Here is a 16,243-nt window from a genome sequence, read left to right on the forward strand (position 1 = left end):
CGCGGCCTTCGCCACGTTGGCCGCGGTCTATGGCGCACGGATCGGTTTGTCGCTTGGCGAGATTGCGCTTTTCGCCAGCATCCCGATTCTGGCGGGAGCAGCGAGTCAAATTCCTGTCGGGATTGTCTCTGACCGGCTGGACCGCAGAAAGGTGCTGGTTGCGGTCACGGTTCTTGCCATGCTGGCCGATGCACTGTTCTTGTTCACTGGCCTCACGCAAGCGCTGGCCGTGCTGGTCCTGTCGGCATTCTTTGGTGCGACGGTCTTTGCCATGTATCCGGTAATCGTCGCTCATGCGAGCGACCACGCAGAGCCTGGGTCGTTCATTCAGGTCAGCGGGGGGCTTCTGCTCGTCTTCGGCATTGGATCCATCGTCGGCCCGACGGTTGCCGGCTTTGCGATGACGACCTTCGGGGCCTCCTCGCTCTTCGCCGTGACCGGAATGGCACATATGCTCCTTCTCCTGTTTGCCCTTGTCAGGCTTCGGATCGCGCCTGCCGTGGCTGCTGTGGACAAGGTCGCCTTCCAGTCAAAGCCGCTCGCGCGATCTTCGACGCCCGAGACCGCCGCGCTCGCCGCGGGCGAAACAGAGACCGACGCGCATCCGCCTGAAACACCGAAGGCTGATCATGGCTCGATCAGCAGTCGCAAAGAGTAGCGCGAGTACTGTCCCCCTTCGTTCCATCGCTTGGGAGTTGCCCAGAGGGCCTGCTGTCGGCCGACACTTACCTGTCGGCGCGGCATCCCAGCTCATCTCAGGATCAAACCAGATCGCCAGCGAGCCATGGCGCTTGATCGCTGCATTGTAGGGGGCAGATCCTGGTCTTGTAGGTCGGGGATGTGAGTTTGCTCATGCAGCCCAGCTACCACGCTGGATTTACAAGATGAATCCCTCACTGGATTTGTGCAACAGAGCCTCATCGGATGCTCCTTTTCGAGTTTACCACTCTGCGACCCGCGTCATGCGGTCCCGCTCGGTCGGCATGAGAAGTCTCAGTGTCACACCACATGGCTAGTCCCGCCCGCCTTCGGTATTGCCCCAAGGCACCACGCGAGAACAGCGTCCTTGTCCGCCGGCAGCGCGACGGCCATGCCGCCCGCGAACCGGTCAAAGGCCTCCCGGTGCACATCGGACACGCCGAGCAGAACCGGCAGGTCGCGCCCGAGAGCTTCGGCGATCATCGTCCGGAATCCACGCCCCTCTGCCTCGCTGAGTCCAAACTTGTTGAGTACCACGAGATCGGCCCCTTGCATTATCAGCTGCTCGGTGGCTACCGCCACCGCCGTCTCCAGCGCACCGGCATCCATCCGGCACGCCGCTGATCCCGTGCCCAGGTTCTGCGTGATGTCGATGACGGGACCATCCGGCAAGAGCCGCAACGCGCTGTCGCAATGGCCCGCCCCGGCCCCCGGTCCAACCGCGCGCAATGCACCGGCAAGCCGGAACCCTTCACTGCCCATACGCTCCACGATCGCCGCCAACAAGTGATCCGTGGCACCGCGCCCCTCCGCACTCACGCAAGCAAGCCTCATCGTTTGCACCTCATTTTGGAGAGACATCTGCGCACGCTGACCAAGTCTCACCTGTCATGATCTCGATCCTCATCGTCGTTTCCTCCATCCTGCACGAATTGACATCCGAGTTGCAGACCAGGCGGGCGCAATGCGTATCACCCTCGGAAAATCTGCTGCCCGGCCCCGCGCCTCATTGCTCCTGCCACGTCCGGGTCGTTTGGCAACTAGGATCAGTAAAAGCGTCAGGAACGGTTCGGTCCTTGACCGTTGTCAAATTCGTAATTCAAATGCCGATACAGAGTAGCTGCAACCATAGCGTCGCAAAGACAAATGGATCAGCCCTCTGTAAGCTCCGATGGTTGCGCATCCACGCGAGCATCTTGTTATCATGGCCGCGCCATGACTCAGACAACGGCGGAACAACGAAAAAGGCGAATGTTCATGAGGTTCTGGCGCATGGTGCGGCTTCTTCCCCCTCTTGCCATCGGGATCGCAGCCGCGGTTTGGCTTGTTTCGACAGCCGCGCCGCCCGCGCAGACCGACCAGCGGGAGCGAGAGGCCGTGGCCCGCACGGTCCGCGCCGAAGCCAGACCGATTGCCCCCGTGGTGCGCGGCTATGGCACCGTGCACGCGGCGCAAAGCTGGCAGGCGGTGGCCGAGGTCGCGGGCGCGGTGACCTATCGCCATCCCGAGCTTGAGAGCGGCAACATGATACCCAAGGGTACCCGCGTGCTCGAGATCGACGCGAGCCGCTACGAAACAACCCTGCAGGAGGTGCAGGCGGACCTGACAGCGCTGGAGGCCGAAGGGCGACAGATCGCGCAGGAGGCCGAGAACACCCGCCTGATCCTCGGGATCGAGCAGGACCGCCTCGCGCTCGCCGAATCCGAACTGGCGCGCGTGCGGACACTGGCCGAACAGGGCACGGTCCCGCAGGCACGGCTGGACGAGCAGACACGCGCCACGCTGGCGCTGCGCCGCACGGTGCAGGAGCTTGAGAACACTTTGGCCCTGATCCCGGTGCGGCGCGCGCGCCTCGACGCGCAGATCGCACGCGCCCGCGCAGCCCAAGCCCGCGCGGAACGCGATCTGCGGATGACCCGAATCGAGACCCCCTTCGATCTGCGGGTGGGCGATGTGCATGTCGAGCAGCACCAGTTCGTGACCGCCGGCCAGTCTCTGGTCAGCGCCGATGGCGTCGCGCAGGCGGTGATCGTGGCGCAGATGTCGCTCGACAGCTTTCCGCGCCTCATGGGGGCCGCCGCGACCGATGGCGTGCGCTTCGGCGCGCGCGAACGCGACGCGATACTCGACCGGATCACCGCCGAGGTGCGGCTCGTCTCTGATCCAGACCAGGTCTGGCGCGGGCGGCTCATCCGTGTCGAGAACGGTCTCGACCCGCAGGCCCGCTCGGTGCCCGCCGTGATCGCAGTGGACGCGCCATACGATAGTGCGAACCCGCCTGCGCGCCTTCCGCTGGTCCCCAACATGTATGTCGAGGTGACGTTGACCGGGCCGGAGGGCGCGCCGATGATCGTCCTGCCAGCGCAGGCGGTGCATGGTGGCGATACCGTCTATCTGCGCGACGCGGAGGGACGGCTTGAGATGCGCGACGTGATCGTGGCCTGGACACAGGCGGGCGAGAGCGTGATCTCCGAAGGACTCGACGCCGGTGACGAAGTCATCCTCGACGATATTGTGCCCGCGCTGCCGGGACTGCGCGTGCGCGCGGCGGAGCCAGCCGAATGATCGCCTGGTTCGTCCGCCACCCGACCGCAGCCAATCTCCTTCTGGTGCTGATCGCGGCGGCGGGGATCATGGCCGCCCCGACCCTCAAGCGCGAGACCTTTCCCGATTTTCGCGATGCCGAGGCCGAGATTTCCGTGATCTATCGCGGGGCCACGGCCAGCGAGGTGGAAGACGCGATCTGCCGCCGGATATGGGACGCGGTGGACGCTGTCGAACACCTGCAGGAGCTGACCTGCACCGCGCAGGAAAACGTGGCGCGCGCCGTGGCCACCATGGCACCGATCGGAGACGCGGGACGTTTCGTCACCGATCTGCGCACAGAGATTTCCGCCGTTGACGATTTCCCGGCCGAGGCCGATCCGGCCACAGTGCGGCAATTGCACCGCTCCGACGCGGTAGCCTCGGTTGCCGTGGCCGGAGATATGCCGCCCGCGCAGCTCGAACTCTACGCTGCAGATTTGCAGGACAGGCTCGGCGCCCTGCCTGACGTGGCAGAGGTCACGATGACCGGTTTTGGTGAGCGTCAATACCGGATCACGGTGGCCCGCGCCGTGCTGCTGCAGCACGGGCTGACCGTATCCGAGCTCGCCGATCGGATCAGCGCGCAAAGCCTCGACCGGCCATTGGGCAGTCTTGAAACCGGCGCACAGGACATTGCCCTGAGACTTGCCGAAGAACGCCGCAGCCCCGAGGCGCTGGCGCGCATCGTGGTCCTGTCGCGGCCCAACGGGGCCGAACTGACCCTCGGCCAGATCGCCTCGATCGAGGAAACCTACGGCCCCGAGGAAGAGCGCGCCTTTCTCGACGGGCAGCGCGCCGTGTTCCTGCAGGTCGAAAAGTCGCTTGGCGCGGATGCCTTGCGGGTCTTTGACGCGGTGCAGGCGGTTGTTGCCGGAGAACGCGACCACCTGCCGCCAACGATCCGGATCGAGGTTGTGCAGGACATGACCAGCATCGTGCGTGACCGTCTGGTGATGCTGGTCCAGAACGGGGTGATCGGCCTGATCCTCGTTGTGGGCGTGATGAGCCTGTTCTTTCGCCCCGGCTACGCGATCTGGGCGGCGCTCGGGCTGCCGGTCGCCTTTCTGGGGGCCTTTGTCGTGATGGCCCTGACGGGGCTTTCGCTCAACATGATCACGCTAGTGGCGCTGCTCATGGCCATCGGGATCGTGATGGATGATTCCATCGTGATCTCGGATGCCATCTCGGACGAGTCCGCGAAGGGAGCCTCGCGGATCGAGGCTGCCATCGCGGGCACGAAACGTGTCCTGCCGGGGGTGCTGTCGTCTTTCGCGACGACCGTGGCGATCTTCGCGCCGTTGTCATTCCTGTCCGGAGACCTCGGTGCCGTGCTCGAGGTGCTGCCCGTGGTCCTTATCGCTGCCCTCGCCGCAAGCCTGATCGAGGCCTTCTGGGTTCTGCCGCATCACCTCTCGCACGGGCTGAAATCGGCCGACACCCCGCCATCGCGGTTACGCGCGGGGTTCGAGCGCGGCTTCGGGCTGGTGCGCGACCGGGGGCTTGGCGCGCTCGTCGACGCGGCGGTGACGTGGCGCTATCTCGTGACCGGCCTGACGCTTGCCGCGATGATCGTGACGATTGGGCTGCTGCGCGGCGGGCATGTCCAGCGCGAAGCGCTGCCCGATATTGACGGCGACGTGCTTGAGGCCCGCATCTTGATGCCGCAGGGCACACCGCTTCAAAGAACCGAAGAGATCGCGGACCACGTCATGGCGGCTCTGGCGCTGGTCAACCAGCATCTCTCCCCGCTGCAGCCCGACGGCGCAGCGCTTGTGCAGACCGTGCAGACCATCTTCAACAGGAACGTTACCGCGGGCGAGGCCGGTTCGCATGTCGCCACCATATCCGCCGACCTGCTGGGAGCCGAGCGTCGCGTGACCACCCTCGACGAGTTGATCGCCGCCTGGCGCGCGGAAATCGGCGCAGTGCCCGGCGCGATCGCGATCACCCTGACCGAGCCGGGCATCGGCCCGCAGGGCCGCGCCGTCGAAATCCGGCTCTCGGGGCCGGACCTTTCGGCGCTCGAACAGGCAGGAAACCGGCTGGTGGCCGAGCTTGAGACCTATGCCGGTGTCTACAACGCCATGCACAACCTACGTCCCGGACGCCCCGAGTTGCGGCTGACACTGGCCGAAGGGGCCACCGGTCTGGGGCTGACAGGACGCGACATCGCCGACCAAGTCGGTGCGGCGTTTCTGGGCCGGATCGTCATGACCGTCCAGGACGGCGACATCGCGCATGAGATCGAGATCGAACAGGCGCTGCGCGACCGCAGCACGCTTGAGGACTTGACCGCCTTCGAGATACGCCTGCCCGACGGCTCACGTACGCCGCTTGCCACCGTGGCCCGGATCGAGGCGGCGCGCGGCTGGGGCAGCATCGCCCATGTCGATGGCAGGCGAACCGTGACGGTCGCCGCGGATGTGGACGGGCGCATCGGCAATGCCGACGCCATCGTGAGCGACGTGACCGCTGGGTTCCTGCCCGAGCTGGCCGGCAATTTCCCCGGTGTCTCTGTCACCATCGAGGGTCAGAACGCCAATTCCGCCCAGACCATGGGTTCGATTCTACGCGGTTTCCTGATCGGGCTGGTGGGCATCTACGTGGTTCTGTCCTTCCAGTTCCGCAGCTATGTCGAGCCGGTCATCGTCATGCTGACAATCCCGCTCGCGCTCGTGGGCGTGGTTCTGGGCCACATGCTGATGGGCTACAACATCTCGATGCCGTCGATCATGGGGGCGGCCTCGCTGGCCGGGATCGTGGTCAACAACGCCATTCTGTTGGTGCAGGTCATCAAGCGACGTATGGGCGAGGGAGTCCCAGCGACCGAGGCCGCCGGGCTGGCCAGCCGCGACCGCTTTCGTCCCATCGTGGTCTCGGTCTCGACCACGCTCATGGGGCTCGCGCCGCTGCTACTGGAAACCAGCACGCAGGCGCAGACGGTCAAGCCGCTGGTGATCTCGGTAGTGTTCGGCCTTTTCAGCGCGACCGTACTGGTACTGCTGGTCCTGCCCGCATTCTACGCCATCCTGGATGATCTCAGACCGCGCCACCGATCACAGGGGACGTGAAAGCGCGGTGGCACGAGCACTGTAGAAGTGGGTCGCTGACGTTTCCTGCGCGGCTCGATCACCAATCTTCCATCTCCTCAGTGAAGGTTTGCCGGATTTTACTCGGCGTGACAGGCTGGGACAGGAAGGCAGGGTGTGGGGTCGATAGCTGCTCTCGGGTCTGCGGGATGCAAATTCCGTCACAGGTTCGCGCCGGTGCATTTCGTGGGGGCGTTTTGGGCGGAAAGCCCGCCAAGCGCACTCTGCGGTCGTCGATATTGCCATGCGCGTTCAGGGACGCCTCAAACCGCTCCATGATCTCGGCGAGGGGCAGTTCGGCAACCTTCTTGGCGGGCAGAAACTCGTAGCCCCGGGCCTGCGCCAGATCGCGCGCCGCAGCATATCGCTCCCGCGCGAGGTCGGTGTCGCCACGGAGCAAGGCCTCCCATCGCGCCACCAGGTTGGTCGAGACCTTTTCTTCTTAGCGGCGGGCCTTGGTCAGGCTGTCGGTCTTGAGAGAAAGTTAGACGATTTCCCGGTCCTCGACCGATGCGTAGCGCTTCGACACGCGGCGGCGAAGATAGCAGGTGGACCCGCGGTGATGAATCGGCATGGCGTCACGGTGCCGCAAAGGGATGCCGCGCGCAAGCGCTTGGGTATCGGATTGTGCATCAGAATGTGCATCAAAAAGCGATCAGTCGATGATGATCTGGCCCCGGGTGACGCATAACAGCCCTTCAAAACAAGGGCTTAATCGAAGTTGTCGAAGGGGGGTGGCAGCCCGTAGGGGAATCGAACCCCTCTTTCCAGGTTGAAAACCTGGCGTCCTAACCGATAGACGAACGGGCCGTGCTTGGCGTGACGGGTGAGTATGAAAAACCATCGGCCTGCGCAAGAGGCATTTTGCAGAAAACCAGCGGCAAGCGTGGAAAAAAACATCGCCTCATCCCGCGGGAGCAGCATCCTCGAGCCGGAGTTGCACGGTCTGCCGACCGCCCCAGTGGTTGACTTCGAGCCGTCCGGCAAAGTGGAACCGCGCACCGCCATGAGCCATCAGGGCGGGGCCCAGGGGGCCGTCAAGCGCGCCGAATGAAATGGCGTCGAGCCGCCCGCCGAGCCCATCGTCGAGCCGCAGCTTCAGATGCGTCTCGCCTACCGCGCGGGCATAGCCGATGGCGCAGTCGGGAAAGACGTATCGCGGCCCCGGTGCGCCCGCGCCGAACGGCCCCGCCGCCTCCAGCCGCTCGACAAGTTCGGGTGTCGCGGCCCCGGGCATGAGCATGCCGTCGAGCCGCAGATCGGCCGGGCCGGCCGTACCCGCTCCTTGCCGTGCCAGCAGTTCCGATAGCCGCGCCATCGCCGGCTCCAGCTGGTCGCGCGCCACGGTTAATCCCGCGGCCATCCTGTGCCCACCACCCTTGAGCAGGAGATTCTCGCGCGCCAGACGCTGCACCGCCGCACCGAGATCAACACCCGACACCGACCGGCCCGAGCCCTTGCCCTCGTCGCCCTCCAGCCCGATCACCACGGCGGGGCGGTTGGTCATCTCCTTGAGGCGGCTCGCGACGATACCCACCACGCCCGGGTGCCAGCCCTCGCCCGCGGCCCAGACCAGCGGCGCATCTACCCCGCGCGCCTCGGCTTGCGCCAGCGCCGCGGCGCGCACCGCCGCCTCGATCTCGCGGCGTTCCTCGTTGAGCCGCTCGAGCTGCTCCGCCAGTGCACGCGCCTCGCCGGCATCCTCGGTGGCAAGCAACCGCGCACCCAGATCGGCCTGTCCGACGCGCCCGCCCGCGTTGATCCGCGGCCCCAGCACGAAGCCCAGATGATAGGCGGCGGGTGGTCGGTCCAGCCGTGCGGCATCGCCAAGCGCCACCAGCCCGGGGCGCGCGCGCCGCCCCATCACCTTTAGCCCCTGCCGCACGAAGGCACGATTGACGCCTGTCAGTGGCGCGACATCGGCCACTGTCGCCAGCGCCACGAGGTCGAGCAGCGCCATCAGGTCCGGTTCCGCGCCGCCCGCGACGCGCAGCTGACGCCCCGCCTCCACCAGTACCAGAAACACCACCGCCGCGGCGCACAGATGCGCCAGGTCGCCGCTCTCGTCCTGCCGGTTGGGGTTGACCACCGCCAGCGCTGGCGGCAGCGTCTCTGCGCCTAGGTGATGATCGAGCACCACCACGTCCGCCCCTGCCGCCGCCGCCAGCGCGTCGTGGCTCAGGGTGCCGCAATCCACGCAGATCACCAGGTCATGCCGGGCCGCGAGCGCCGTCATCGCGGGGACGTTTGGGCCATAGCCCTCGTCGATGCGATCGGGAACGTAGAGAGTGGGCGCGGGGGCCTGCATCCGCCGCAACCAGTCGATCACCAGCGCCGCCGAGGCCCCGCCATCGACATCGTAATCGGCAAAGATGGCGATCCGCTCGCGTCTCTGCGCCGCCGCCACAAGCCGCGCCGCCGCCACCTCGGTGTCGCGCAGGGAGCGCGGATCGGGCAGCAGGTCTCGCAGGGTGGGGCTCAGGTAGCCCTCGGCCTCCGCCGCGGGGACGCCCAGCCGCGCCAGCGTCTGACAGAGCGCGCCGGGCAGGCCGGTTGCCTGTGCCATCGCCTCGGCCTGCCGCTCGACCTCGATGCCCGGCCCGGTCCAGCGCCGCCCGGTCAATGAGCGTTCCACGCCGAGATAGGCGCTCACCGCGTTCCCCTTTTCATCTTTCCCCAAATACTCGCGCGCGCGTTCAGTCGCGCCTGCTGCGATAGACCATGCGCCGCACCGATCCGGTGCGCGAGCGCATCAGCACGGTCTCGGTCTCGACAAAGCCGGGCCGCCGGTGCACCCCCTTGAGGATCGAGCCGTCGGTGACCCCTGTGGCGGCAAAGATGACCTGGTCGGTCACCATCTCGTCGCGGGCATAGACCCGGTCGAAATCGGTGATCCCGGCGGCCTCCGCGCGCCCGCGTTCGTCGTCGTTGCGAAACACCAGCCGTCCCCACATCTGCCCGCCCATGCACTTGAGCGCCGCCGCCGCGAGCACCCCCTCGGGCGCACCGCCGGTGCCCATGTACATGTCGATTCCGGTGCGCTCGGATTCTGCGCAGTGGATCACGCCAGCCACGTCGCCATCGGTGATGAGGTGCACCGCCGCACCGGTGCTGCGCAACTCGGTGATCATGTCCTCGTGGCGTGGACGTTCAAGCACGCAGACGGTGATCTCGGAGGGGCGGCAGCCCCGCGCCTTCGCCAATGCCTCGACTCGCTCACGCGGGGTCATGGCGAGCGACACCACGTTCTCGGGATATCCCGGTCCGATCGCCAGCTTGTCCATGTAGGTGTCGGGCGCGTGCAGCAGCGTGCCGCGTGGGGCCATCGCGATCACGGTGAGCGCGTTGGGCATGGCCTTGGCGGTGAGCGTCGTGCCCTCGAGCGGGTCGAGAGCGATATCCACGCCGGGGCCGTCGCCGCTGCCCACTTCCTCGCCGATATACAGCATCGGTGCTTCGTCGCGTTCGCCCTCGCCGATGACCACCACGCCTTTCATGGCGAGCATGTTGAGTTGTTCGCGCATGGCGTTGACGGCGGCCTGGTCGGCGGCCTTTTCGTCGCCGCGCCCGATCAGGTCGGCGCAGGCCAGCGCCGCCTGCTCGGCCACGCGCGCCAGCCCGAGCGAGAGCATACGGTCATTGAAAGCGATTTCGGAATTCATGGAGCGGTCCTTGTGAATGAGCTTCGGCAACACTAGCCACGGCGATCTGCGCGCACAAGCCGCGGCTCAGACCGCCTCGATCCGCAGCGCGACAGGATCGGCTGCCAGAACGTCGAGTCGGCGGATGCCGGCCAGCGCCGTGTCGAGCGCGTCGCGGTTGGTCTTGTGGGTCACGATCAGCACCGGGGCAGTGGTGTCCTCATGGCGATACTGGCGCATGCGGTCGATCGAGACGCCCGCCTCGCCGAGGCACGTCGCCACCTTGGCCAGCGCGCCCGGCTTGTCGCGCAACGCCATGCGCAGGTAGTAGGGAGCGGGCGTGGCCGTGCCTGCACGCGCGCAGGTGTCGAGGCGTGCGGCCGGCTGGCCGAAAGTGGAGATACGGGACCCGCGCGCGATATCCATCACGTCGGCCATCACAGCGCTCGCCGTCGGACCCAAGCCCGCGCCGGGGCCGCGCAGCACGATCTGCTCGACCTGGTCGCCCTCGAGCACCACCATGTTGGTGCCCCCCTCGAGTTGTCCCAAGGGGCTTGCCGCCGGGACGAGGCAGGGCGACATGCGCTGCTCGAGCCCTCGGCCCGTCATCTGCGCCACACCCAGGAGCTTGATCCGGTAGCCCATATCGGCGGCGCGGTGGATGTCGTCGAGCGTGATGTCCTGGATGCCCTCCAGCGTCACCCCCTCGAAATCCACCTGACAGCCGAAGGCGATGGCGGCCAGCAGTGCCAGCTTGTGCCCCGCGTCGACCCCGCCCACGTCGAGATTGGGATCGGCCTCCAGGTAGCCCAGCTTGTCAGCCTCTTCGAACAGCGCGTTGTAGCCTTGGCCCGTGGCCTCCATCCGCGTCAGGATATAGTTGCAGGTGCCGTTCATCACGCCCATCACGCGGGTGATCTCGTTGGCGGCCAACCCTTCGGTCAGCGTCTTGACGACAGGGATCCCCCCCGCCACCGCCGCCTCGAAACGGATCACGCGCCCCGCCTCCTCGGCGGCCAGTGCCAGCGCTTGCCCGTGATGGGCGAGCATCGCCTTGTTGGCGGTGACCACGTCCTTGCCAGTGGCGATGGCGGCCTCGGTCGCGGCCTTGGCCGGGCCGTCAGAGCCGCCCATCAGCTCGACGAACACATCGACGTCGTCACGCCGCGCCAGCGCCACCGGGTCGTCCTCCCATGCGTAGCCCGACAGGCTCACGCCGCGATCGCGGTCGCGGGTGCGCGCCGAGACGGCAGAGATGGTGACCGGGCGTCCCGCGCGGCGAGAGAGGAGCTCGGCCTTCTGGCGGACGATGCGCACCACGCCGGTGCCGACGGTGCCAAGCCCGGCAATGCCGAGGCGCAGGGGGGTGCTCATGGATGTCTCCGATACTCAAAGTCGCGTTGGTTGCGGCGCGATGTAACCGGTTCGCCGCGGCCTTGCAACGCACGTCAGCCGTCCACGCCCTCGCGCATCCGGGTTTTGGTGTCGGGGTCGATGACCGGGTCGCGCAGGCGCTCGGCGCGGGCGCGCAGGCGGGCGGCGCGGGAGTCGATCGCTTCGGTACGGGCAGGGATGGTGCGATCGTCGGTGGCGGGCGGCACCTGTGCCGCGATCCACTCGACCGGGACCAGCTCGGGGTAGGGTGCGTCAGCACCCGAAGCGGCGAGCTCGGGGGCCAAGGGGTAGGGCTCGGTGCAGGCGGCCAGCGCGATCAACGCGGCAAGACAGGCGGGCAGGGGGTGCATCAAAGCCTCGTGGCAAAACCGACACCCTTTCTTGCCATCCCAGGGGGGCGGGGGCAAGCCGGGCCTTGATTTGAACGGATGTTCAGATAAACCATGTGCTCATGGCACGCACGCAAGGATCGCATTCCGACATCACTGGCCCGCGGGTGCGCGAGGCGGCGCTGCACCTGTTCGCGCGGCACGGCTATGCCGCTGTTTCCATGCGGAAAATCGCGGCCGAGGTCGGGGTGCAGGCGGGGGCGCTCTATAACTACACCCCGGACAAGCAGACGCTGCTGTTCGAGCTAATGCGTGCGCATATGGAGGAATTGCTGGCGGCGTGGGATGCCGCCACCCCGCCGCCCGAGGCGGGGGTGCGGGCCGCGCTCGAGGCGTTCACGCGGTTCCACATCCGGTTCAACACGCGGCGCGCCGACGCGGTCTTTGTCTCGTACATGGAGTTGCGCAATCTCGATCCTGAAAACTTCAATGTTATCCAAGGGTTGCGCCGCGATTACGAGACCCGTCTGGAGGCGATCCTGCGCCGCGGCGTGGCCGAGGGCCGCTTTGCCGTGGCCGAGCCGCGGATCGCGGCGATGGCGCTCATCGCCATGCTGACGGGCGTCAACACCTGGTTCCGCGAACGCGGGCGGCTGAGCCTGGCAGAGGTCGAGGCGCTCTATTGGGACATGGTGCGCCGGGCGGTGACGAATCAGGGTTAACGCACGGGAAAGATATAAAATTCCCGATCGGCATCGCGTCGGTATCCTGTCGGTATCGCGTCGGTGCCGGGATCGGTCCGCGGCGGGGTTAACGGGGCGGGCGGCATGGGTCGTCCCTTCCGTTGCCGCGACGACCTCAGCGCGCTGCGCGGGAGTATCACGGACGAACGGGGGGATCAGGGGCATCTGGCAGCCTGCCGAGTGGCGTTGTCGGTTCACGGCACCGAAAGCACCGGCCCGGGACCGCTAGAGGGCAAGACGAGAATTACCGAAGCCCAGCGCGGGCGGTGGGCGTGCGGGCTGGTTGGTTGAACGCAGCGACGGATAGATCGGCAACTTCCAACCTGTTCCGGGGTAAGCACCATCGTTGTGGGGAATACGCCGGGGGCTGGGATTCCTGGTTGGGAGTTCATTTATAAAAAATCAGAATATTACAGGTAATTTATGGCGGAAGGGGTGTCTGCTGTTGATAAGCTGCAGCTTATGTCACGGACATGAAAATAATATTGAAAAAACAATATTTTATATGGAGAGTGGTAAGTGTCTGGTTGATATTAATTGCGCTTAGATGCACACCATAGGGCATCGCGTTGGTGGGAAGGTTGATAGTAAGAAATGCCGAAGCAGGCACGTGAACTCAAGGCAATTCAGGTCAAGAATTTGTCTGCACCGGGACTGCATGCAGTTGGTGGTGTGAGCGGTCTGAACCTTAATATCACCGAGGCGGGCGCGAGGTCTTGGATACTCCGTTCGATTGTGCAGGGCAAGCGACGCCATATCGGTCTGGGACCTTATCCCGAGGTAAGCCTTGCGGAGGCGCGAGAGCAGGCGGCAGAGATGCGCCGTCGGATCCGGGCGGGACGTGACCCTGTCGAAGAACGAAAGGCCGAACGTGCTGCACGCGCGGCCGAAGCTCGCGAGAAAACCACCTTCGAGGCAGCGTTCCGGCGCTACTTCGAAGAAAAGGTTCAACTCGAGCGTTCCAATCCCAAGCATGTCAGACAATGGAAGTCGACGATCGTTACCTACGCCTTTCCAGTGATTAAGGATAAGCCGGTCTCGTCGATCACCATGGAGGATATCCTGGCCGTCCTGCGCCCAATCTGGAGCACGAAGAACGAGACGGCATCTAGGGTGCGACAGCGGATCGAGGCCGTGCTGGACTGGTCCCGGGCGATGGGGTTTCGCGAGGGTGAGAATCCGGCCCGATGGAAGGGAAACCTGCAACAGGTGCTCCCCGCTCCCGGAAAGGTGCAGAAGTCTGGCCGCCGGCAGCCGGCAATCGCCTTGGATGATGTCACTCACTGGTTCAGGGCACTGCAGGGGCGTGAAGGAATGGCGGCGCGCGCCCTGGAGTTCCTGGCACTCACGGCGACGCGGTCCGGTGAGATACGCGGCGCGACCTGGGACGAGATCGACCTGACGAAACAGCTCTGGATCATCCCTGCGGAACGCACAAAGGCGGGACGCGAACATCGCGTGCCCCTGTCCTCTGCGGCGGTGGACCTGCTCAAGGTTCTGCCGAGGTATCCCGAGTGCGCTTACGTTTTTCCGTCTCCGAGGGCCGGGCAGATGTCCGATATGACGATCTCCGCCGTGATGCGCAGGATGCAGGCGGAAGAGGAGAGGGCAGGGCGCAAAGGCTTTCTCGACCCTCAGTCGCGTAGCCCGGCGGTGCCGCACGGTCTGCGCTCCACATTCAGGGACTGGGCCGCCGAGCGCACGAACTACCCGCGCGAAATGGCCGAGATCGCGCTGGCACACACCGTTGGCAGCGACGTAGAACGTGCCTACAGGCGGAGTGACATGATCGAGAAGCGGCGGGAGATGATGGAGGACTGGGCGCGCTTCGTGTGCGGGGCATCCGAAAAGGGATGATCTCGATGCAGTATTGGTGCAAAATTCTTGGCCTGCTCGACATTTGGGCGGTGAGCTGCCATTCGCCGCATCGAGCACGAATGGCAGCTCCTGGCTTCAGCTCGCGTCCTTGAACTTGGCGTATTCGCCGCGGACCTGAACAGTGACGGTCACCTCGGAGCTGTCGCGGTTGCGCCAAAACCAGCCGTGCTCGCCGTCGAAGTCAGCGACGATCTCGCCTTCGTCTCCAGTTGAGCCACGGCCCTTCTCGTAGGTGACGGAATTGCCACCGCCATGACCGTGCAGGTCGAAGTTCACGCGGCCACCCTCAACAAGCATGCGGTATTCAGCAGTCTGGCCCTTGGTCATGACCAGTTTCCACTCGGCGGACGCTCCGGGCTCCAGGGCAAAATTGATCTCGTCGCGCCAGACCTCTGCCTCCTGCGCGTGCGCAGCTCCCACGAACAGGCCGAAGATGTCGTTCATCAGGCTCGACTGATCGCCCTCGGCCTCCATCATTTGCCGGTCCATCTCGGCCTCCTCGGCGAGCTGGGTCTTGATCTCGCCCATCTCGGCGAGGCCGATCGCGCCGCCAACACCCGTCGGATCGATGCCGTATTCTGCCGGCAGGACGACGGTGATCAGGATCGCCACGGCCGAGACGGCCGCGATGGCGGTGGATTTCAGAAGCTGTGCCGAGCTGGGCAGCTCTTCGAGCGAGGGGCGGTTGGAATTAAACATGTCATGTCTCCTTGTCTGAGTTTCAGACGACGAAAAATCCGGTGATCTGATAGCCCATGAGGATGAACCCCAGGGTCATCATAATCACGTTGGCGGTGTAGGCTTGGCGCAGGAACGCGGGGCTGCGGCGCCAGTAGCCCATGACGATAAGGATCACGGCGAGCGCCATGATTTGCCCAATCTCGACTCCGACATTGAAGGCCAGCAGGTTGGGTAAAAGCCCGTCCAAGGCGATGTCGTAGTCGAGGATCTTGGTGGCGAGGCCCGTTCCGTGGAAGAAGCCGAAGATCAGCGTCGCGGCCTTGGTGTTGGGCTGGAACCCGAACCAGCGCTGGTAGGCGCCGAGGTTATCGAGCGCCTTGTAGGCAACCGAGAGGCCGATGATGGCGTCGACGACATAAGCGTTGACGCCCCAGCCGAACCAGACGCCGAGCAGCATCGTGGTCGAGTGGCCAAGCGCGAAGAGGCTCACGTAGATGCCAACGTCCTTCATCTTGTAGAGGAAGAAGATGACGCCGAGCAGGAACAGGATGTGATCATATCCCGTGACCATGTGTTTGGCCCCGAGATACATGAAGGGGACGAGGTTCACCCCCCAGATTTCCTGGATGTAGCCGGCGTCACCCTCGGTGACATTGTGGGCGGCGGCGGCCGTCGCATAGAGCATCGTGGCCGCGATGACCGTCAGGATGGTGGTGGCGCGAGACCTGCGCCATGACCGACCATCCGCGAAAGCGGAGTGCATTTGGGTCTCCTTGGATTGTCCGTTGTTACGTGATGTCTGGCCCGTGACGGGCAAGGCTCAAGCGCGTGGCGGACGCTCCAGGCGGAAGACGGGTGGCGCCCAGTGGACCAGGGCGTAGCCATGCCCAAGGGCGCTCGTCTCGACAGGCGCTGTGTCGCGCCGCGCCAACATCAGCATGGCCTGGCTGTGATCGTGATCGGCGACTTCGTGGCTGTGCCCGTGCATCGCCCAGATCAGGTTTTCCTCCAGTCCATGGGAGTGGCCATGTTCGGCGATCATCTCTGCATGGTCCTGCAAGGCTTCGATGACCTGCGGCACATGCGACGCGTTCGGCGACACGGTCCAGAGAGCGAGCGCCACGCAAGTCAGCACGGCGAAGAACCTCGCTCCGATCCGAATCCCGATCCGCTTTCTCATCGCCTGCTGCACTGCCCTGTTC

14 protein-coding genes, 1 tRNA gene and 1 pseudogene are annotated in these 16,243 nt (G+C 65.4%); 5 read left to right on the forward strand and 11 right to left on the reverse strand.

Going from position 1 to position 16,243, the window contains the following annotated elements:
- Positions 1-658: MFS transporter (locus AC13D8_RS11115; protein ID WP_482968897.1), on the forward strand; the 658-nt coding region annotated here is incomplete at its 5' end.
- A gap of 66 nt (positions 659-724) precedes the next feature.
- Here AC13D8_RS11115 and AC13D8_RS11120 read toward each other — a convergent pair.
- Positions 725-854, reverse strand: a pseudogene (locus AC13D8_RS11120) (IS5/IS1182 family transposase); the annotation flags it as partial.
- Between the two features lie 145 nt (positions 855-999).
- Positions 1,000-1,533, reverse strand: coding sequence for a DUF2478 domain-containing protein (locus tag AC13D8_RS11125; RefSeq protein WP_482968898.1), 534 nt, complete (start codon positions 1,531-1,533; stop codon positions 1,000-1,002).
- Between the two features lie 423 nt (positions 1,534-1,956).
- On the opposite strand from AC13D8_RS11125, the gene AC13D8_RS11130 reads away from it, so the two are divergent.
- Together AC13D8_RS11130 and AC13D8_RS11135 are read left to right on the forward strand one after the other, a co-directional pair.
- The gene (locus AC13D8_RS11130) at positions 1,957-3,264 is read left to right on the forward strand and encodes an efflux RND transporter periplasmic adaptor subunit (RefSeq protein ID WP_482968899.1); all 1,308 of its coding nucleotides are present in this window, start codon (positions 1,957-1,959) and stop codon (positions 3,262-3,264) included.
- Positions 3,261-6,356 carry an efflux RND transporter permease subunit gene (locus AC13D8_RS11135; RefSeq protein WP_482968900.1) on the forward strand — a complete coding sequence of 1,032 codons (3,096 nt, stop codon included), beginning with the start codon at positions 3,261-3,263 and terminating at the stop codon, positions 6,354-6,356. The genes AC13D8_RS11130 and AC13D8_RS11135 overlap by 4 nt, the downstream gene beginning before the upstream one ends.
- Positions 6,357-6,414: 58 nt before the next feature.
- Here AC13D8_RS11135 and AC13D8_RS11140 read toward each other — a convergent pair whose 3' ends face one another.
- The 6 genes from AC13D8_RS11140 to AC13D8_RS11165 form a co-directional block, all read right to left on the reverse strand.
- Positions 6,415-6,774: a hypothetical protein gene (locus AC13D8_RS11140; RefSeq protein ID WP_482968901.1), complete on the reverse strand. Its 360-nt coding sequence runs from the start codon at positions 6,772-6,774 to the stop codon at positions 6,415-6,417.
- A 335-nt stretch (positions 6,775-7,109) separates the two neighbouring features.
- Positions 7,110-7,184, reverse strand: a tRNA-Glu gene (locus tag AC13D8_RS11145).
- A gap of 94 nt (positions 7,185-7,278) precedes the next feature.
- Positions 7,279-9,027, reverse strand: coding sequence for a single-stranded-DNA-specific exonuclease RecJ (gene recJ / locus AC13D8_RS11150; RefSeq protein ID WP_482968902.1), 1,749 nt, complete (start codon positions 9,025-9,027; stop codon positions 7,279-7,281).
- Positions 9,028-9,070: 43 nt separating this feature from the next.
- On the reverse strand, positions 9,071-10,036 hold the full coding sequence (gene glpX, locus AC13D8_RS11155; protein WP_482968903.1) for a class II fructose-bisphosphatase: 966 nt from the start codon (positions 10,034-10,036) through the stop codon (positions 9,071-9,073).
- 66 nt (positions 10,037-10,102) lie between these two features.
- On the reverse strand, positions 10,103-11,389 hold the full coding sequence (locus AC13D8_RS11160) for a homoserine dehydrogenase (RefSeq protein WP_482968904.1): 1,287 nt from the start codon (positions 11,387-11,389) through the stop codon (positions 10,103-10,105).
- A gap of 74 nt (positions 11,390-11,463) precedes the next feature.
- Positions 11,464-11,760, reverse strand: coding sequence for a hypothetical protein (locus AC13D8_RS11165; protein WP_482968905.1), 297 nt, complete (start codon positions 11,758-11,760; stop codon positions 11,464-11,466).
- A gap of 101 nt (positions 11,761-11,861) precedes the next feature.
- Here AC13D8_RS11165 and AC13D8_RS11170 point away from each other — a divergent pair, with 101 nt between their 5' ends.
- Both AC13D8_RS11170 and AC13D8_RS11175 read left to right on the forward strand, forming a co-directional pair.
- Entirely contained in the window at positions 11,862-12,461 is a 600-nt protein-coding gene (locus AC13D8_RS11170) for a TetR/AcrR family transcriptional regulator (protein ID WP_482968906.1), read from the forward strand.
- 615 nt (positions 12,462-13,076) lie between these two features.
- Complete coding sequence (locus AC13D8_RS11175; protein ID WP_482968907.1) at positions 13,077-14,339, forward strand: tyrosine-type recombinase/integrase; 1,263 nt, start codon at positions 13,077-13,079, stop codon at positions 14,337-14,339.
- Between the two features lie 96 nt (positions 14,340-14,435).
- Here the strand turns inward: AC13D8_RS11175 and AC13D8_RS11180 are convergent, their stop codons facing one another.
- The 3 genes from AC13D8_RS11180 to AC13D8_RS11190 all read right to left on the reverse strand — a co-directional run bounded on the left by AC13D8_RS11180 (position 14,436) and on the right by AC13D8_RS11190 (position 16,233).
- Positions 14,436-15,059, reverse strand: a complete 624-nt coding sequence (locus AC13D8_RS11180) for a transmembrane anchor protein (protein WP_482968908.1) — start codon at positions 15,057-15,059, stop codon at positions 14,436-14,438.
- A 22-nt stretch (positions 15,060-15,081) separates the two neighbouring features.
- The gene (locus AC13D8_RS11185; protein ID WP_482969044.1) at positions 15,082-15,726 is read right to left on the reverse strand and encodes a HupE/UreJ family protein; all 645 of its coding nucleotides are present in this window, start codon (positions 15,724-15,726) and stop codon (positions 15,082-15,084) included.
- Between the two features lie 135 nt (positions 15,727-15,861).
- Complete coding sequence (locus AC13D8_RS11190; RefSeq protein ID WP_482968909.1) at positions 15,862-16,233, reverse strand: hypothetical protein; 372 nt, start codon at positions 16,231-16,233, stop codon at positions 15,862-15,864.
- Between the last annotated feature and the right edge of the window lie 10 nt (positions 16,234-16,243).

The sequence above is a fragment of the Roseovarius sp. B-10 genome (assembly GCF_056859295.1).